The 18,791-nt window shown below is 50.3% G+C and carries 17 protein-coding genes; 11 read left to right on the top strand and 6 right to left on the bottom strand.

Features of this window, described 5'->3' with window-relative positions:
- The first annotated feature begins 240 nt into the window (after positions 1 to 240).
- The 5 genes from ACSTTG_RS03570 to deoD all read left to right on the top strand — a co-directional run bounded on the left by ACSTTG_RS03570 (position 241) and on the right by deoD (position 4,896).
- The gene (locus ACSTTG_RS03570; protein ID WP_438459070.1) at positions 241 to 411 is read left to right on the top strand and encodes a XapX domain-containing protein; all 171 of its coding nucleotides are present in this window, start codon (positions 241 to 243) and stop codon (positions 409 to 411) included.
- Positions 412 to 612: 201 nt separating this feature from the next.
- On the top strand, positions 613 to 1,389 hold the full coding sequence (gene deoC, locus ACSTTG_RS03565; protein WP_438459069.1) for a deoxyribose-phosphate aldolase: 777 nt from the start codon (positions 613 to 615) through the stop codon (positions 1,387 to 1,389).
- A gap of 69 nt (positions 1,390 to 1,458) precedes the next feature.
- The gene (gene deoA / locus ACSTTG_RS03560) at positions 1,459 to 2,805 is read left to right on the top strand and encodes a thymidine phosphorylase (protein ID WP_438459068.1); all 1,347 of its coding nucleotides are present in this window, start codon (positions 1,459 to 1,461) and stop codon (positions 2,803 to 2,805) included.
- Positions 2,806 to 2,825: 20 nt separating this feature from the next.
- Positions 2,826 to 4,046, top strand: coding sequence for a phosphopentomutase (locus ACSTTG_RS03555; RefSeq protein ID WP_438459067.1), 1,221 nt, complete (start codon positions 2,826 to 2,828; stop codon positions 4,044 to 4,046).
- Positions 4,047 to 4,176: 130 nt separating this feature from the next.
- A complete protein-coding gene (deoD, locus tag ACSTTG_RS03550; protein ID WP_438459066.1) occupies positions 4,177 to 4,896 on the top strand; it encodes a purine-nucleoside phosphorylase in 720 nt (239 codons plus the stop codon).
- Positions 4,897 to 4,983: 87 nt separating this feature from the next.
- On the opposite strand, the gene ACSTTG_RS03545 is transcribed toward deoD, so the two are convergent.
- The 4 genes from ACSTTG_RS03545 to mtnN all read right to left on the bottom strand — a co-directional run bounded on the left by ACSTTG_RS03545 (position 4,984) and on the right by mtnN (position 8,277).
- The gene (locus ACSTTG_RS03545; RefSeq protein WP_438473798.1) at positions 4,984 to 5,610 is read right to left on the bottom strand and encodes a TRIC cation channel family protein; all 627 of its coding nucleotides are present in this window, start codon (positions 5,608 to 5,610) and stop codon (positions 4,984 to 4,986) included.
- 73 nt (positions 5,611 to 5,683) lie between these two features.
- Positions 5,684 to 6,562 (bottom strand): vitamin B12 ABC transporter substrate-binding protein BtuF, encoded by an 879-nt coding sequence (gene btuF, locus ACSTTG_RS03540; protein WP_438459064.1) that lies wholly within the window; start codon positions 6,560 to 6,562, stop codon positions 5,684 to 5,686.
- Between the two features lie 30 nt (positions 6,563 to 6,592).
- Positions 6,593 to 7,543, bottom strand: a complete 951-nt coding sequence (locus ACSTTG_RS03535; RefSeq protein WP_438459063.1) for a cobalamin biosynthesis family protein — start codon at positions 7,541 to 7,543, stop codon at positions 6,593 to 6,595.
- A 38-nt stretch (positions 7,544 to 7,581) separates the two neighbouring features.
- Positions 7,582 to 8,277 (bottom strand): 5'-methylthioadenosine/S-adenosylhomocysteine nucleosidase, encoded by a 696-nt coding sequence (mtnN, locus tag ACSTTG_RS03530; RefSeq protein WP_438459062.1) that lies wholly within the window; start codon positions 8,275 to 8,277, stop codon positions 7,582 to 7,584.
- A gap of 320 nt (positions 8,278 to 8,597) precedes the next feature.
- Between mtnN and ACSTTG_RS03525 the strand changes: the two genes are divergently transcribed.
- The 6 genes from ACSTTG_RS03525 to ACSTTG_RS03500 all read left to right on the top strand — a co-directional run bounded on the left by ACSTTG_RS03525 (position 8,598) and on the right by ACSTTG_RS03500 (position 16,702).
- Positions 8,598 to 10,745, top strand: a complete 2,148-nt coding sequence (locus ACSTTG_RS03525; RefSeq protein ID WP_438473797.1) for a metallophosphoesterase — start codon at positions 8,598 to 8,600, stop codon at positions 10,743 to 10,745.
- A 187-nt stretch (positions 10,746 to 10,932) separates the two neighbouring features.
- The gene (gene rpsO, locus ACSTTG_RS03520; RefSeq protein WP_252019585.1) at positions 10,933 to 11,202 is read left to right on the top strand and encodes a 30S ribosomal protein S15; all 270 of its coding nucleotides are present in this window, start codon (positions 10,933 to 10,935) and stop codon (positions 11,200 to 11,202) included.
- 308 nt (positions 11,203 to 11,510) lie between these two features.
- A complete protein-coding gene (gene pnp, locus ACSTTG_RS03515; protein ID WP_438459061.1) occupies positions 11,511 to 13,643 on the top strand; it encodes a polyribonucleotide nucleotidyltransferase in 2,133 nt (710 codons plus the stop codon).
- A gap of 161 nt (positions 13,644 to 13,804) precedes the next feature.
- Positions 13,805 to 14,689, top strand: coding sequence for a lipoprotein NlpI (nlpI, locus tag ACSTTG_RS03510; RefSeq protein ID WP_438459060.1), 885 nt, complete (start codon positions 13,805 to 13,807; stop codon positions 14,687 to 14,689).
- Between the two features lie 208 nt (positions 14,690 to 14,897).
- Positions 14,898 to 15,311 (top strand): MarR family winged helix-turn-helix transcriptional regulator, encoded by a 414-nt coding sequence (locus ACSTTG_RS03505; RefSeq protein ID WP_438459059.1) that lies wholly within the window; start codon positions 14,898 to 14,900, stop codon positions 15,309 to 15,311.
- A gap of 74 nt (positions 15,312 to 15,385) precedes the next feature.
- A complete protein-coding gene (locus tag ACSTTG_RS03500) occupies positions 15,386 to 16,702 on the top strand; it encodes an MATE family efflux transporter (protein ID WP_438473796.1) in 1,317 nt (438 codons plus the stop codon).
- Between the two features lie 114 nt (positions 16,703 to 16,816).
- Here the strand turns inward: ACSTTG_RS03500 and ACSTTG_RS03495 are convergent, their stop codons facing one another.
- Both ACSTTG_RS03495 and ubiU read right to left on the bottom strand, forming a co-directional pair.
- Positions 16,817 to 17,695: a U32 family peptidase gene (locus ACSTTG_RS03495; RefSeq protein ID WP_438473795.1), complete on the bottom strand. Its 879-nt coding sequence runs from the start codon at positions 17,693 to 17,695 to the stop codon at positions 16,817 to 16,819.
- Between the two features lie 11 nt (positions 17,696 to 17,706).
- A complete protein-coding gene (gene ubiU / locus ACSTTG_RS03490; protein WP_438473794.1) occupies positions 17,707 to 18,720 on the bottom strand; it encodes a ubiquinone anaerobic biosynthesis protein UbiU in 1,014 nt (337 codons plus the stop codon).
- Positions 18,721 to 18,791: the final 71 nt, after the last annotated feature.

Below are 18,791 nucleotides of genomic sequence, written 5' to 3'. Positions count from 1 at the left end.
GCTCTTTTACAGGTGCTAGGTGCGAGTCTCACTGCGTTCCGAGGTGCGAGGAGATCCAGCGCGTGATGTACTCCTCGTACCCCGTAGGGCAAAGCCCGTACCCGCTCCTCGCCCCTATATTTAAGGCAAACGTTTAGCCTGAAATTTTTTGAGATACAAACCGTTTGCTTTTTTCATTTGGCTACAGGGCCGCGACAAATATCTATACTCTGAGTATCGATAAACAAACAGGTAACACACATGAACGAAGTTCTCCTTGCCACCGTCGCGGGCTTTGCGGTTGGAATGCTCTTTACTGCCATTAAACTGCCAATCCCAGCGCCGCCGGTTTTATCTGGTGTGATGGGCATCGTTGGCGTCTATCTTGGCGGCCTCTCATACCAGTGGATTGTTGAGCGATTTTTTAGCTAAACAAACCAGAGATAGCGATGGGGTGTTCTTACCGCACGAGAGAAAAGTAAACGTGCCCCTAGCGGTGAAAAGGAAATCAATTGCTCAAGCGAGCGCTTGAGCAAGTCTTCAAGGAACCAAGTCCGTTCATCATTAGCAGCCAAGTTGTGCATCAGGAGTGCGCTTGGCTGAGATAATTTTGAATATTGATCGGAGATAGAAATGAGCGATTTAAAAACAGCAGCACTGCGTGCATTAAAACTAATGGATTTGACCACACTGAATGACGATGACACCGACGCTAAGGTGATTCAGTTGTGTCATGATGCAAAATCAGCAGTAGGCAACACTGCAGCAATCTGCATCTACCCTCGCTTTATTCCTATTGCGAAGAAAACTCTGCGCGAACAAGGCACGCCAGACGTTCGCATTGCCACAGTCACTAACTTCCCACACGGTAATGATGATATTGAGATTGCCGTGGCTGAGACCAAAGCCGCCGTTGCTTATGGCGCCGATGAGGTTGACGTCGTGTTCCCATACCGCGCGCTGATCGCAGGCAATGAAGAAGTCGGCTTTGAGCTAGTAAAACAGTGTAAGGCGGCTTGTGGTGATGTGCTGCTGAAAGTGATCATCGAAACGGGTGAGCTGAAAGAAGAGGCGCTCATCAAAAAAGCCTCACAAATCTGCATTGAGGCGGGTGCTGACTTTATCAAGACCTCTACCGGTAAAGTGGCAGTCAATGCAACCCCAGAGTTCGCGCGCATGATGCTCGAAGTGATCCGTGATATGGGCGTGGCTAAGACCGTAGGCTTCAAGCCAGCTGGCGGCGTACGCACCGCAGAGGATGCCGCTCAATACTTGGCGATGGCCGATGAGATCCTCGGTGATGACTGGGTAGATGCACGTCACTACCGCTTTGGCGCATCAAGCCTTCTAACCAACCTACTGAATACATTAGACGTTACCGACCAAACGGCCGATCCTTCAGCGTACTAACGCAAGGTTGCAGGGGGGCTTGCCCCTCTGCTTGAGTCTGATAGCCACGCTATAACGTGGGAGGCAATAATGTATTTACCTCAAGAGATCATTCGTAAAAAACGCGATGGCGGCATCCTAAGCGACGAAGAGATCCAATTTTTCATTCAAGGCGTCGCCGATAACAGCGTGTCAGAGGGGCAGATTGCCGCCCTAGCGATGGCGATCTGTTTCAATGAACTCTCGATGCAAGAGCGCATTGCCCTGACCTGTGCCATGCGCGATTCTGGCATGGTGATCGACTGGAGTGCTCAGCAGTTTGGTGGCCCGATTGTGGATAAACACTCCACGGGCGGTGTGGGGGATGTGACCTCGCTGATGCTCGGTCCCATGGTGGCGGCCTGTGGTGGCTTTGTGCCGATGATCTCAGGACGTGGACTTGGTCATACTGGTGGCACGCTGGATAAGCTTGAGTCGATTCCTGGCTACGACGTGACCCCGACCAATCAAGTGTTTGGTGATGTCACCAAAGAGGCGGGGGTTGCTATCATTGGCCAAACCGGCGATCTGGCCCCTGCTGATAAGCGCATCTATGCCACGCGTGATATCACGGCCACTGTTGACAACATGAGCTTGATCACCGCGTCCATCCTATCCAAGAAATTGGCCGCAGGTCTCGAGTCTTTGGTGATGGACGTCAAGGTAGGTAGCGGGGCATTTATGCCGACTTATCAAGAGTCGGAGGAACTCGCTCGCTCGATTGTTGCCGTCGCCAACGGCGCAGGGACGAAGACCACCGCCATCCTAACCGACATGAACCAAGTGCTTGCTTCATCAGCGGGTAATGCGCTTGAGGTGCGTGAGGCGGTGCGCTTTTTGACTGGCGAGTATCGCAATCCGCGCTTGTATGAAGTGACCATGACCTTGTGCGCGGAGATGTTGGTGCTAGCCAATTTGGCAATCGACACTAACGATGCGCGAGACAAGCTCAATCAGGTACTCGACAACGGTAAAGCTGCCGAGTGCTTTGGCAAGATGATCGCAGGTCTCGGTGGTCCGGCAGATTTCATTACCAACTACGAGCAGTACCTCGAAACCGCGCCAGTGGTGAAGCCTGTGTATGCCGATAAGGACGGTGTCGTCAGTGCGATGGACACCCGCGCGATCGGCATGGCGGTGGTGGCGATGGGCGGTGGCCGCCGAGTTGCCAGCGATAAGATTGACTTTGCTGTGGGCTTTGATGGTTTTATCCGTCTGGGTGAGTTCGCCGATGACAAGACGCCATTGGCCATGATCCACGCCCGTGATGAAGCGCAGTGGCAACAAGCGGCGGATACACTTAAAGCGGCGATAGAGATTGGTGGTGACTATCAAGCCACCCCAGATGTTTATCGACAAATCCGCGCAGAGGATATAGACAACGAAGAGTTGGCCTAGCCAGCTTTAAGGATGATGTTATGAAAAGAGCCTTTATTTTAGTACTCGATTCGTTTGGGATCGGCGCTGCAGCGGATGCAGACAAGTTTGGTGATGTGGGCTCAGACACCCTAGGTCATATCGCTGATGAGTGCGCGGCTGGCCGTGCAGACAGCGATGAGCGATCAGGGCGGTTGACCCTGCCGAACCTTTCCAAGCTTGGTTTGGCAATGGCGCACAAAGAATCAACTGGGCGTCTTGCACCCGGTCTGCGCGATGATATCGACGTGATTGCTGCCTATGGCCATGCCGCTGAGCTGTCATCGGGTAAAGACACGCCGTCAGGACACTGGGAGATTGCCGGTGTGCCGGTGCTGTATGACTGGGGCTACTTTACCGATAAGGAAAACAGTTTCCCCAAAGAGCTGACTGATCGCATCCTAGCCCGCGCAGGGCTGGACGGTTTTCTTGGCAATTGCCATGCCTCCGGTACGCAAGTGCTAGACGATCTAGGCGAAGAGCATATGCGCACTGGTTTGCCGATCTTCTACACCTCGGCTGACTCTGTGTTCCAGATCGCCTGCCACGAAGAGACCTTTGGTCTTGAGCGCCTGCTCGAGTTGTGCCAAATCGCACGTGAAGAGCTTGAGGGCTATAACATTGGCCGCGTGATTGCACGACCATTTATCGGTGCCGGTAAGGGCCAGTTTGAGCGCACCGGTAACCGACGCGATCTATCGGTTGAGCCGCCTTCGGCAACGGTATTGCAAAAGCTGGTGGATGAAAAGCAGGGGCAAGTCGTCTCTGTGGGTAAGATTGCTGACATCTATGCCAACTGCGGGATCACCAAGAAGGTCAAAGCAACCGGCCTGGCGGCGCTGTTTGATACGACGCTGGATGAGATTAAGCAAGCGGGCGACAACACGATTGTGTTTGCTAACTTTGTCGACTTCGACTCGCACTATGGCCATCGCCGCAACGTCAGTGGTTACGCTGGGGCACTCGAGTACTTTGACAGCCGCGTCGATGAGGTGTTGGAAATCATGCAGCCAGACGATGTGTTGATCCTCACAGCTGACCATGGCTGTGACCCAACCTGGCAAGGCACTGACCATACCCGTGAGCATATTCCAGTGCTGGTTTATGGTCATAAGGTTCCCGCGGGCTCTCTGGGCAAGCGCGAGACCTTTGCCGATATTGGTCAAACCTTGGCGAGCTACTTTGGTACGAGCCCTATGGATTACGGCAGCAACTTTTTGTGATGAACATCGCTGGGCCTTGCTCGGCAATAGACAATAATGACTTTATTACCCCAGTGGGCGTGCAAAGCGCTGAACGCCATATTTACGCTCACTTGGGTCTATAACAACAAGAGAAACAAAGGAATAAACAATGGCTACTCCTCATATTAATGCAGAAATGGGTGATTTTGCTGACGTCGTATTGATGCCAGGTGATCCACTACGCGCCAAATACATCGCAGAGACGTTTCTTGATGATGTTGTTCAGGTGTGTGATGTGCGCAATATGTATGGCTACACCGGTACGTACAAGGGTCGCAAGATCTCAGTGATGGGTCACGGTATGGGTATCCCTTCGTGCTCTATTTATGTCACGGAACTGATCAAAGACTACGGTGTGAAAAAGGTCATTCGCGTGGGTAGCTGTGGCGCTGTGCGTGATGACGTAAAACTGCGCGATGTGGTGATCGGCATGGGTGCGTGTACCGACTCTAAAGTTAACCGTATCCGCTTTAAGGATCACGACTTTGCTGCGATCGCTGACTACGACATGGTACGTAATGCCGAAAAAGCGGCGCAAGCACGTGGTATCGATGTGAAGATCGGAAACTTGTTCTCAGCCGAGCTTTTCTACACCCCAGAGCCAGAGATGTTCGACGTGATGGACAAATACGGCATCTTGGGTGTTGAGATGGAAGCGGCCGGTATCTATGGTATCGCAGCAGAGTACGGCGCTAAGGCGCTGGCTATCTGTACCGTTTCTGACCACATTAAGCGTGGCGAGCAAACCACGTCTGCTGAGCGTCAAACCACCTTCAATGAGATGATGGAGATTGCGCTTGATTCGGTATTGCTCGGTGATGAAGAGTAATCGACTCTTGCCCTAGAGGCATGGGTTTAGAAACAAAAAAACCGCCAGCTTAATGGCGGTTTTTTTATTGGTGCACTGCTTAAGGCATTAGCTGTTTGGCTTGATAGCAAAAGTTGGCAAGGACAGGTGCCAACGGATCGCGCCAAGGCGAATGATCAAAGTCGAGCTCACTCCCGCGAACAGAGCAGTGGTGGTGTCATAACCAAGCGCCAGCGCGCCGGTATGAAAGATACCACCCATGATACAGGCGGTGGCGTAGACCTCGCTACGTAGCACCATTGGGATTTCGCGCGCCAAGACATCGCGGATGATGCCGCCGCCACAACCGGTGATCACGCCCATGATGATCGCCACCATGTAGGAGTCTTGAAAGCTGAGGGCTTTCTCTACGCCGATACTGACAAAGAATGCCAGGCCAATCGCATCGCTCACAGGCAGAACCCACCAAGGCAGACGTTTCGGGCGACGCACCACCAGCATGGTGAGAATACAGGTAATGAAGATCACCCATAGATAGGTAGTATCACCAATCCAGAAAACCGGTGTAGCGCCAAGCGCCATATCGCGGATAGTACCGCCGCCAATTGCTGTAACACTCCCTAGTACGATTACGCCGAAAGGATCCATTTTCAAGCGTCCAGCCAGTAGAACCCCTGACACGGCAAACACCGCCGTGCCGAAGAGATCCACTAGATATAAAAGTAGTGAGTCCATAGTTGTGAACGTTCATTGCAGACCAAAGAAGAATGGCCGGAATTGTACTCAGTTTGACCGTGTTATAAAAGGCTTATGGCACGTGATTATCGCGCGCTTGGTCAAGGTAATGACAAACTTGCTCAGTGGCGAGCAGTGAGCGCAAGGTTGGGCGGTTCAGCCAATCGGTATTGAGTGTCCAGATATGTTGCTGTTCTATGGCGGGGATCTGTTTTTGCCAGCGCTGCCAGGTGTTCATATCAAAGCTTGCGTGACGCGAGGTAAACAGTACCTCGGGCTGCGCCACCACCACTTGCTCAATACCCACTTGAGGATACGGCGCGCTACTTGAGGCAAAGATATTCTCACCGCCACACAGGGCAAATACATCACTTGGCCAGTGAGGGTCAGAAACGGTGATCAGTGGCGCGGCACTGAGCTGGTAGAAAAAGCGAACTTTGGGCTTGTTGTGATAGCGCTGTTTAAGCTCGTTGATCCGGTCGCGCATCATCTGAGCTTGCTGCTGTCCCTCGCTTGGGTCTTCGGTGTAAAGGCTAAGTTCACTGATGATATCGGGTATCGTTTCCAAGCTCTGGCTATCGGTATACACGATCGGGTAGCCTAAGCTCTCGAGTTGCTCGAGTGGTTTGTGTGGACTGCCTCCGCGCCAAGCTAAGATAAGATCAGGCTTGAGCGCAATGACGCGCTCGAGGTTAATGGTTTTATGGTTGGCGATGCGCTCGAGTTGTTGCGCTTGAACTGGGAAATCACTGTATTCGCTAGCGGCGATAAGCTGCTCTCCCAAGCCAGCGGTATAGGCCAGTTCGGTGGCCGATGGCGCGAGCGAGATAACGCGTTTGGCAATAAACGGTGTTTCTTGTGCTGTGGCAGTAACAGCAAGCAGATACGAGGCGCAAAGTGCGAGGCCTTTCAACGCAAAACCTTTAGGCGTGAAAAGAGTGCGGTACAACATAACAAGCAAACCTCAAGTAGATAGAGTCAGTTAGAGACCCTGATTGATAGTAAGTAAAAATAGGCTGAGTAGCGCCACCCAGATCAGAGTTCGAGCGGTCATCATCTGACGTAATTGTGAAAGGTGGATCGCAGCCGGAGCGATACGCCCGCCAATCTTGGCGCGCAAGCTCTTACGGGATTCATAAATCGCCGGGCCACCAAGGGCCAATTGGTACTTTGCCGCGCTGCTAATCAATAGCCAGCTTGGGCCGGGCAGTGCCCAAGAGGTAGCTTGTTGACGAACTAGGCTCAGGTTGTGCTGGGTGTGCCCACCAATCAGGATCAGTAAGCTAAACAGGCGCAGAGGGACAACATCCAGAGCGGCAGTCAAGCGAGTACTTGCCTGGCCAAAGGGGCTATAGCTTTGACGAGAGGGAGACCACACTCGCGCAAGCTCAATCGTCAGTCGGTAAAGCATCGCGCCAATACCGCCAAGCAAACTAAACCAAAATAGCACTCCAATCACGCCACGTCCCATTGCCATCAGGTAGGTTTCTGCTCCTGCTTTACCCAGCCCAAGCATGGAGAGGCTGTCAGTCTGACGATTGACCCACGGCGCGAGCAGGGCGCGAGCGCGAAATTTGTCTTCATCCGCCATCGCTTGGGTGAGTTCGCGCACCAAGCCATCGCTGTTGCGCCAGTCTAGTGCGAGGATAAGAAGTCCGAGTTGAAACAGTTCACTTTGCCAAGAGAGGGCATTTAACGCCATCAGCAGTAGGGCGGTTGGCAATAGCATCAGTGCCATTGCCAGGCTACCGGCGAGAGCCGCTTGCTGAGGGTTTTGGCTGTTGACCTTAGCGGAGAGTAGCAGGGCAAAACGTCGCCACCACTCGATGGGGTGGCTAAGGCGAGGGATAGGAAGGGCTAGGTGTGCCAGCAGCGCGCCCCACATGATGAGCACCATGCCATTGGCGTAATACGAACCAAGAATGCCTTCCACTGAACTCCCTCTCCTTTATGATTAATGGTTTGAGTTGATTACTTAAGTAGGTCAACCATCTTAATCACCATCTCAGATGAGCTTTGCGCAGCAAGAGGCAAGAACTCTTCAAAGCTCATTGGCGATTCTTTATCCGCAACATCAGAGATGGCGCGCACAACCACGAACGGAACGTTGAACTGGTGACAAGTCTGGGCAATGGCTGCCGCTTCCATCTCTACCGCGATCACGCTTGGGAAGTGCTGGCGAATAAACGCTTGACGCTCAGCGGTGCAGACAAATGCATCACCGGTACAGATAAGGCCGCGCACCGCGTGTTTATCTTCCATTTGTGCCAGTGCTTGCTCAGCAATATCCATTAGCTTGCTGTCTGCGCTAAAGGCTGCCGGTTGACCCGCCATCTGACCGATCTCATAACCAAATGCAGTGACGTCTGCATCGTGGTGGCGCACTTCTGTTGAGATCACCACATCACCAAGGTTAAGGCTGGCGTCAAATCCGCCCGCGCTACCCGTGTTAATCACCACATCTGGTTGGTACTCATCAAGTAGAATTGACGTGCCGATCGCCGCCGCTACTTTACCAATGCCCGATTGCAGCAAAACAACCTCAACGCCATTGAGCTCACCAGAGAAGAAAGTGCAGTTGGCTTTATTTACTTGCTCAAGGTTGGTGAGTGCATTTTTAAGGATGGAAACTTCTTGTTCCATGGCACCGATGATACCGATTTTCATAACTAATTCCGTCATTTCAATGTTGCTTGAATTTGCCGCTAAGGATAGCAGAAGAGTAGGGCTCTAGGCTATGGCCGTACTCGGGCACAAGAAAAAGTCAGTTAATTGAATGATGGGTAAGTAGCCACTTTTTATGGCGTAAATGTAAGTATATCTAAGGATTTTAGTAAATCAGGCGTGTTGCATTACATTGTGTAGCACGAAAAGTGTGATCTTCGTCCATTTGTTATTTAAGTGCAGTCAAAGAGCCATAAAAGAGCAATAAAAGTGTCATTTGATCACTTTAGCCTGCCGCTGTTTTTGTATTTACCGAGAAAGTCATGAAATTAAAGTCACTCTCTGTTGCCATGCTCAGCGCACTTGCGTTGTCAGGTTGTAACTCTTCAAGCTCAGATGAGCAGCCTTCACTTCCTCTTGAGGGCATGAAAGTTGCGTTCATGCCAGATATCCATTTCCATGATGTTTATGGCGACTTTGAAGATGGTTCATTCGATGGCCTGCCAAACAGCATTACCGGTCAAGGCGCGACTATTCGCACCATGCAGTCACAGATGAAATCAACGCGTCTGTTCAACGAGAACTACTTTGCAATGATTGCTGCTCTTGATGACGTGGTTGAGCGTGGTATTAAATACGTGGCGTTGCCGGGTGATTTTAGTGATGATGGTCAGCCTGTACATATGCGCGGTCTAGTCAGCATCTTTGATGAGTACCGCAAAAAGCACGGCCTAGAGTTCTTTGCTGCTCCTGGTAACCACGATCCAAATCGTCCTTTCAGTATTCCAGCAGGTAAAAATGATTACCTAGGTGAAGAGGGCAGAGATCAGCGTATCAAGAGCCGTGGTAAAGATGAATGTAACTTTGACTATGAAGGCGATTGGACCACAGTTGATGCTGGTCATGACTTACTAACTATCTGTACGGAAGAAGTTCAAGAATGGGGATATTTGGAGATTATGGATATCCTAGGTCACCACGGCTTCTACCCACAGGAAGAGTATGTTTACTTCGAAACTCCGTTTAGCTCAGACGAAGCGCGTGAAAACTACTCGCTAGAGCTCGCACAAAAGGAAGCGGCATTCGAGCTGCGTCAATACGAGATCTGTCACGAAGGTGCAGGTGGCGAGTACAAACAAGACGATTACACCAGCTGTTCAATGGTGCCAGATTCGACTTACCTAGTTGAGCCGGTTGAGGGTTTGTGGCTGATGGCGATTGACGCGAACGTATACCGTCCGAGAGCTGATCGACCAGATAACTCAACTAATGGCGATGACTTTGAAGGCAGTAGCAATGCTGGCTACAACATGATGCTGACACACAAAATCCATGTTATTGATTGGATGACAGAGGTCACTAAGGCTGCGAAGGAGCAAGGTAAGGTACTGATGTCATTCAGTCACTTCCCTATGACTGACTTCTACAACGGCGCCTCAGAAGAGATTGAAGATATCTTTGGTGAAGGTAACTTCCAGCTGGCTCGTGAGCCAGAGGATGATACCAGTAAAGCCTTGGCAGCTACGGGTCTAAGCATCCACGTTGGCGGTCACATGCACTTCAACGATACCGGTATGAAGCAGTACACCATTGATGGTGAAACCTATACTCTGTTCAATATTCAAGCGCCTTCATTGGCGGGTTACATCCCAGCCTATAAGATCCTAGAGATCAAACCAGACAACCAGATTGAGGTTGAGACGGCAGTGATTGCAGACGTGCCACGCTTTGATGAGCTATTTGAGCACTACGCAGTCGAGGCTGACTATCTAGAGTCAATTGATTATGAAGGTCGTTGGAACCGCGATATCCTGAATGCAGAAACTTATTATGATCTAACTGACTGGCACATCATTGAACTGACGCGCCTACGTTTCCTTCCAGAAGAGTGGCCAGCTGATATCAAGGAGATGCTTTTTAACCTTGATGGCGACCAGATGCTGATCCTGTCTCAACTTGAAACGGATATCACTCTTTGTCAGATCAAAGAGATTCTGCACGAAGAATTTGACGGTCTTCCTACCTGTGTTGAGGGCTATCAGTCAGATGATGAGGTACTAGATCAGTTACAACGTGAGTGGGCTATTGCCAAAGTCAAAGCTCGTGACCTTGCCCGCAGTGCTGGTCTTACCTTAGGTCACTTTGGTTTGTGGAACGGTGAAGACCTTGCTTTAGACTTTTACCGTCTCCGCAACGCAGATGAGCTGGCTTTCCGCGACATCGACCCAGATCGCTTACCTCAGTACAAAGTACTCAGTGAAGCACTATCTGAGATGGACGCTGAAGTTACCTTTGAAGGAGCCAACCCAGATGATGCGACAATTGGTTACGCCTTCAAGGTTCGCTTTGGTACGCTATTCTACATCCTAGATCGTTTTGCGACCGGTGAAGCGAGTGACCACTTCCTTATCGACGTCGACAAAGGTGAGCTTTACGACCTGAAAACCGCCTATGATCGCGAGAGCCTATAAATCTGCTTAAGCGTTAAATAAGTTGTTGAACTCAAAGCCAGTCCTTCGTGACTGGCTTTATTAGTTGTCTAGCGCTAAATAGCGGTTGCTTAGCACACCCGCTTCGCCTATAATTCGCGCTCCTCGTGTCGGCTGAATCAGAGATTGGCGGCACAAATATTAACCTAACTCTTATTAGGAGAGAATTATGTCTCTGAATGCAGAAACTAAAGCAGCAATCGTTGCAGAATACGCACAATCTGAAGGCGACACTGGTTCACCAGAAGTACAAGTAGCACTACTAACTGCTTCTATCAACCACCTACAAGGTCACTTCAAAGCGCACAAAGGCGATCACCACAGCCGTCGTGGTCTTCTACGTATGGTTTCTCGTCGTCGTAAGCTTCTAGATTACCTAAAAGGTAAGAACCTAGAGCGTTACCAAGACCTAATCAAGCGTCTAGGCCTACGTCGCTAATCAGCGACTGCTTAGCAGTTTGTCAAAAAAGGGGCTTTATGCCCCTTTTTTGTTGGCTAAATTTAGCCAAACCCCATTTATACCGTTATACTACGCGTCAAATCCCCTCGGGGTTTCAATTAGCTCATTGCATTACAACTACTAAACGCACTCAGTCATAGAATTTAGTTTCTAGCTTCTCGTGTTCGATAGACAATCCCATATTGGGAGCTAGCAACTAAACTCTAGACTGTTTAACTTGTAATGCCTTGAGTGTCATAAACTCACTAAGATTTTCTTAGAAACTTTCTTAGAAACAAGGAATAACAATGTTTGAAAAACCAGTTGTTAAAACGTTCCAGTACGGTAACCACACTGTTACCCTAGAAACTGGCGTTATTGCACGTCAAGCGACTGCCGCCGTTATGGTAACAATGGACGATACCGCGGTATTCGTTTCTGTTGTTGGTAAAAAAGAAGCGGTAGAAGGCCAAGACTTCTTCCCACTAACGGTAAACTACCAAGAGCGTACCTACGCTGCGGGTAAAATCCCTGGTGGTTTCTTCAAGCGTGAAGGTCGCCCATCTGAAGGCGAAACGCTAACAGCGCGTCTCATCGACCGTCCAATCCGTCCACTGTTCCCAGATTCGTTCAAAAACGAAGTTCAGGTTATCGCAACAGTGGTATCGGTAAACCCAGACGTTCAGCCTGATATCGTTACTATGATTGGTACCTCAGCAGCGCTAGCAATCTCTGGTATCCCATTCAACGGTCCTATCGGTGCAGCGCGTGTTGGTCACGTTGACGGTCAGCTAGTACTGAACCCAAGCAACACAGAGCTAGAAACGTCTAAGCTTGACCTTGTGGTTGCGGGTACTGAAGGCGCTGTTCTGATGGTTGAGTCAGAAGCTGACAACCTAACTGAAGAAGAGATGCTATCTGCCGTGGTTTACGGCCACGACCAACAGCAAGTTGTGATCAACGCGATCAACGAGTTTGCTGCTGAAGTTGCCACTCCTGCTTGGGATTGGGTTGCTCCAGAAGAGAACACTGCGCTTGTAAACAAGATTGCAGAACTTGCTGAAGCTAAGCTAGTAGAAGCTTACCAAATCACTGAAAAGATGGCTCGTTACGACCGCATCCACGAGATCGCTGGTGAAGTTAACGACGTTCTTCTTGCTGAAGATCCAGAAGCAAACACTAAAGAAATCCACACTATCTTCCACGATCTAGAGAAGACAGTAGTACGTCGCAGCATCATCGCGGGTAACCCACGTATCGATGGCCGCGAAAAAGACATGGTTCGTGCGCTAGATGTACGTACTGGTGTTCTTCCACGTACACACGGCTCGTCACTATTTACTCGTGGTGAGACTCAGGCGCTAGTGACAGCGACTCTTGGTACGCAGCGCGATGCTCAAATCATCGATGAGCTAACTGGTGAGCGTAAAGATCACTTCCTACTACACTACAACTTCCCTCCATACTGTGTGGGTGAGACTGGTTTTGTAGGCTCTCCTAAGCGTCGTGAAATCGGCCACGGTAAGCTAGCTAAGCGTGGTATCGCGGCAGTAATGCCTTCTGTAGATGAGTTCCCGTACACAGTACGTGTTGTTTCAGAAATCACTGAATCAAACGGCTCATCGTCAATGGCTTCTGTATGTGGTACTTCTCTAGCACTTATGGATGCTGGTGTGCCAATCAAGTCTTCTGTTGCGGGTATCGCAATGGGTCTAGTTAAAGAAGGCGACGATTTCGTGGTTCTTTCTGACATCCTAGGCGACGAAGACCACCTAGGCGACATGGACTTTAAAGTAGCAGGTACTAACACAGGTATCACTGCGCTGCAGATGGACATCAAGATCGAAGGTATCACCAAAGAGATCATGCAAATCGCGCTTAACCAAGCGCAAGGTGCACGTAAGCACATCCTATCGGTAATGGATGAGGCTATCTCTGGTGCTCGTGAAGATATCTCTGAGTTCGCTCCGCGTATTCACACTATGAAGATCAGCGCTGAGAAGATCAAAGACGTTATCGGTAAAGGTGGCGCGGTTATCCGTCAGCTAACGGAAGAAACCGGTACAACTATCGAGATCGAAGACGACGGTACTATCAAGATTGCAGCGACCGAAGGTACTGCTGCGAAAGAAGCTATCCGCCGTATCGAAGAGATCACTGCTGAAGTTGAAGTAGGTCGTATCTACACGGGTAAAGTTGCTCGTCTAGCAGACTTCGGTGCATTCGTTACTGTTCTACCTGGTAAAGATGGTCTAGTACACATCTCACAAATCGCTGACAAGCGCGTTGAGAAAGTGTCTGACTACCTAAGCGAAGGTCAGGAAGTGAAAGTGAAAGTACTTGAGATTGACCGTCAAGGCCGTGTTCGTCTGAGCATGAAAGAAGCGGTTGAGCAGCAAGACGCACCTCAAGCAGACGCACCAAGCACTGACGCAGAGTAATTTGCGCATTGGCTAAATTAGCTGAATGCACTTAAGCGTGTTATAAAAGGGGGCAGGTATGCCCCCTTTTTTTATCCTACCCATGGACTACAGGGCAGAGGGTTACCGTTTCAGGTGGCCAACTAAGCCGGTGAATATCAGGGTATACAAGGAGTTTGTTAGTGAAATGGTTTAAATCGGCAGCGATTGGTGTTGCCCTAGCCGTATTAAGTGGCTGCAGTGCGATAGACGACTCGCCATCAAGCAGCAGTCAGTGGCTGTATCCGCCGATGGCTGTACCACTGCAGGCAAGCATGCAACAAGAGGTGCAGATCGCGAGATTGACTCAGTTGCTTCAGCGCGGCGATTTGAGTGATGACGTTCGAGCTAAGATGCTGTATGAGCGGGGCAATTACTATGACAGTGTGGGTTTACGTGACCTAGCGCGGCTGGATTTTAATCAGTCACTCGCACTTAATCCTGCCCAGCCAGAAATCTTTAATTTGCTCGGTGTGCACTACACACAAATTGCTGAATTTGATGCAGCGTATGAGGCATTTGATTCAACACTTGAGCTTGATCCTGCCAATAGCTACGCCAAGCGCAATCGCGCAATCGCACTGTATTACGGTGGGCGTATAGAGCTAGCGCTTGAAGATATTCAGGAGCACTTTGCTGAAGACCCCAAAGATGCTTTCCGAGCGCTTTGGCTCTATATCATTGAGAGTGAGCTAAACCCTGAGCAAGCACGCGCCGAGCTGACGCAACGCTATGAGCAGCGCGATGAGCAGTGGGGGTGGGTGCTGGCAGCGCTGATGCTGGATGAGGTCTCGGAAGAGCGCGTATTTCAGATTATCTACTCGACTAGCACAGATAATACCTTGCTGGCTGAGCAGTTGACCGAGGTGTATTTCTACCTAGGCAAACGCTATCAGCAGCAGGAGCGCTACGCCGACGCGATCTCCCTGTATAAGCTTGCGATGTCATTTAACGTCTATGAGTACGTTGAACACCGCTACGCCTTTTTAGAGCTTGGACGGATCTATAAGCAGCTCAGTCAAGACTGATTCCCTAGCGGGAGAATTGAGAGGCGAGAGGCGAGACCGCGTTGCTTCGAGAGGCGAGGGGCGCCCGGCGAGAAGCAACTGTGATCCCTGGCAGCGGTGTAGTGTTTGGGTTTTTTCTCGACTCTCGATTCTCGCCTCTTTTCCCCCTTGCTTTTTACTCGTGAAAGAATAATATAGTTAGCCTAACTAACTATTTGGTCGAAATCCGATGTCATTAGAAAAAGCCCTGATTGATCTGGAGCGTTACTGCGCCAAAGCGTGGCGGCAGTATGCTAAGCATGATGAGTTGTCTCAGCTGAGTTTTAATGAGTTTGATTATTTGCGGATGATCAAAGAGGCGGGGGATAACGGTGTACGTATTACCGACCTCGCTGATGAGATGTCGGTGACTAAGCCATCGGCGTCGAATATGGTGGCACGACTAGAGCGTAAGCAGCTGGTTATGCGTCGTCCCTGCCCAGAAGATGCCCGTTCAAGCCGAATCGTTGTTACACAGCAATTGCTTGAGCAGTGGGCGCTAGAGAATGTGGTCTATCGAGATATTGTCGCCAAGTTAAGTGCCAAACTTACCGACGATGAGACAAGCCAACTTATCCATCTACTGAATAAATCACTGTCCTAATTACTTGCTCGGATTTACTTGAGTACAGATTAACGACAATTTAGTTAGCTTGGCTAACTGTTACTGGAATCATTATGAAAACCTCAATTGTGCGTCAGTTTTGGCGCTATACCATCCCAACGGTTGCCGCGATGCTGGTCAATGGCCTTTATCAAGTCGTCGACGGGATATTTATTGGACAGTATGTTGGCGCAGATGGTCTAGCGGCAATCAATGTTGCCTGGCCTTTGATTGGTACCATTTTAGGCATCGGCATGCTAGTAGGGGTCGGGACTGGCGCCTTGGTCTCGATTCGCCAAGGTGAGCAAAAAATGCAGCAAGCCAAACAGCTATTGGCGACCGGCTTGTTGTTACTTGTCATGATCGCACCGATTATCGCCACGTTATTACACGTGGTTGGTGATGATTTTATCCGCCTGCAAGGTGCTGGAGGGCGGGTCTATCAGCTTGGCTGGCAATATGTCTCGGTATTAGTCTATGCGTGTATCTTCTCGCTTGGCTCAATTGCATTACCTTTTTTGCTGCGTAATGATAACAGTCCCAATATTGCTACCCTACTGATGGTGATTGGTGCAATTGCCAATATTGTGTTCGATTACCTGTTTATCGCATGGCTCGGTTGGGAGTTGCGCGGCGCCGCTTTTGCGACGGCCCTAGCACAACTGATTGTCACCGTGCTGGGAGTCGCCTATTTCTTCTCGCCACGCGCAACGCTACGGCTGAAACTTAGCGATCTAAAGGTGCAGTGGGCGAGCATTCCACAAATTGCCGCGATTGGCACCTCCAGTTTCTTTATGTATGCCTATGGCTCTATGATGGTCGCGGTGCACAATGGACTGTTCGCCAGTTATGGCAGCCCAGTGCTTATTGGTGCTTATGCTATCTTAGGCTACATCGTCACCGTCTACTATCTCACAGCAGAAGGTATTGCCAACGGTATGCAGCCCCTGGTTAGCTATAACCATGGTGCGGGCAACCAAGACAATATTCGAACTCTGCTCAAGGTGGCAATGTCGACGGCTGTGCTGCTTGGTGTGCTGTTTGTTGTGGTGCTTAACCTCTACCCATATCAGTTCGTTTCTATCTTTAACGATCAAGATCAGGCTCTGATAGATGGGGCGGTATTAGGGATTAGATTGCACATGTTTGCGCTATTCTTGGATGGCTTTCTAGTGGTTGCCGCAGCTTACTATCAAGCGATCAACAAAGGCAGCCGCGCGATGTTTGTCACCATAGGGAACATGGCAGTCCAATTGCCCTTCTTATTTATTCTGCCGCCGCTTTTAGGCGTAACCGGCATCTGGCTCGCCTTCCCAATCTCCAATATCGCGCTAAGCCTAGTCGTCTTTCTGATGTTGTATAAAGACGTCAAGCGAACGCTCTACCGATAAACACAGGTACGAGGTGCGGGGACGCTGCGCTACGAGGAGCGAGGACTCTTCACGCGCGTTAAGCTCCTCGCTCCCCGAAGGGCAACGCCCGTACTCGCACCTCGAACCTGTGTGTTATAGGTTTTTGATCTCAAGTCCCGCCAGCTGATGCCAGAAGCCATTACACTGCCTGTAGGCAATCGGTTGGGGGCTTTGGCCTTTTTCGTTGCTGCGGAACTGTTCGAGCTCGGAGAAGGTGCTTACCCCAAGTGGGCTGAGGCGCACGACATCGACCAAGCCTTGCATGCTTGGTAGGTCGTTAACCAGGTTGTAGCAGTAACCTGACTGGGTCTGGATACCATTGAGGTTGAACACCTCTTGTCCTTCTTGGCTGCGCACCTGAATACCGGTTGGGTATTTGATGCAGCAGGTCTCGCAGTCATCTTTAGAGCGGTTTTCGGCGCGAGCGGTAAAACAGCGTGCGGAGTAGGCCAGGGGTAGATAGCCATGACTGAATACCTCGACTTCGAACTGATTGCGGATCCCTAGCTCGTCACATTGCGTAAGTGTGTTACTTAGCCAATCGCGCGAGAGCTCAACCGGCATACACCAACGAGTCATACCCTGCTTGAGAAACAGCTTGAGCGTGTGGGCGTTATAGGTATTGATAGCCGGTCCCACCACAAACGGTACCTTGCTTTGGCTGGCAAGCTGGATGGCAGAGACATCATTGGCCTCAATGGCAAAGTCGCCATTATCAATGTACTTTTTCATTACATTGACCTCGCTTGGCGCTTCGAGCAGGGCCATGGTTGAGATCACCACCTGCTTACCGGTGCTTGAGAGCTCTTTGGCGATATCGAGCCAATGGTTTACCTTCATCTCACGGCGCTTGGAGCACACAGACTCACCAAGATAAACAATATCCGCTGAGCTATTTTTGGCTTGCTGATAGAAGTCTTCCACGTCCTGTTTTGGCCAGAAGTACAGCAGGGGTCCTAGGGCGTATTTCATTGAGTGTTCCTCTATTGCCATTTACGGTGGTAGGCACCAAGGGTGGTCTGTGAGCCCTCAGAGACATTAGCTAAGGCAGTGTCCCAGGCAGATTCGACGGTGTAGCCTTCAGGGTCAGCTAGGTAGCGATCAATCGCGGCGCGCCAAGTGCGAGTGACTTGCTCAACATAGGCCGGGCTACGTTGGCGTCCCTCAATCTTGACTGAGGCGACATTGGCTTTGAATAGCTCTGGTAGCATCGAGAGGGTATTGAGACTCGTAGGCTCTTCGAGAGCATGGTAATGGTTGGTATCACCAGTGAGATCAGTGGTAAAACGGCCCTTACATAGGGTCGGGTAACCAGCGTTCTCTCCAGCGGCATAGCGATCGATCAAGATATCGTTCAGGCGTGACTCCAGGCCTTGCTCGGTTTCTTGCCAACGGACAAACTTCGCCGGAGAGCACGCGCCGACGGTGTTAGGTGACTCGCCGGTCATATACGAAGACAGATAACAGCGTCCCTCAGACATGATACACAAGCTGCCGAAGGCGAAGACCTCAAGTTCGACATCAGAGGTGATATTTCGCGACAGCTGCTTGACCTGATGAATAGATAATACGCGAGGTAGTACGACGCGTTTGACATTAAAATTCTGTTGATAGAAGTCGATGGCCGCCACATTGGTGGCCGAAGCTTGCACTGAAAGATGCAGCTCAAGATGAGGGTATCGGGTTGCCGCATACTCGAGCACGGCAATATCTGCGACGATAAGAGCATCTACACCGATCTGAGCCGCCATGTCGACCGCCTGGGTCCAGCGCTCAAAACCATCAGGGTGAGCAAAGGTGTTCAGGGCAACGTGGATTTTTTTGTTGTGATCGTGAACGTATTGAACCGCTCGTTCTAACTTCTTACCAGTAAAGTTCAATCCAGCAAAGTGACGGGCATTGGTGTCATCTTTAAAGCCGATATAGACTGCATCTGCACCGCAGTCTACGGCCGTTTTTAGTGCGGGTAAGTTACCTGCAGGACATAGTAATTCCATTACACGTTGTTCTTTTTTTATTTGTGAGTAACTGGTGATTTTATGCAGAAAGCTCGAGGTTAGATTTGATA

Origin of the sequence: Vibrio glycogenivorans, assembly GCF_051660965.1 — a bacterium.
Classification (GTDB): domain Bacteria; phylum Pseudomonadota; class Gammaproteobacteria; order Enterobacterales; family Vibrionaceae; genus Vibrio.
Note: the sequence above shows the minus strand (reverse complement) of the source record. Positions and strands in the feature narration are given on the sequence as shown.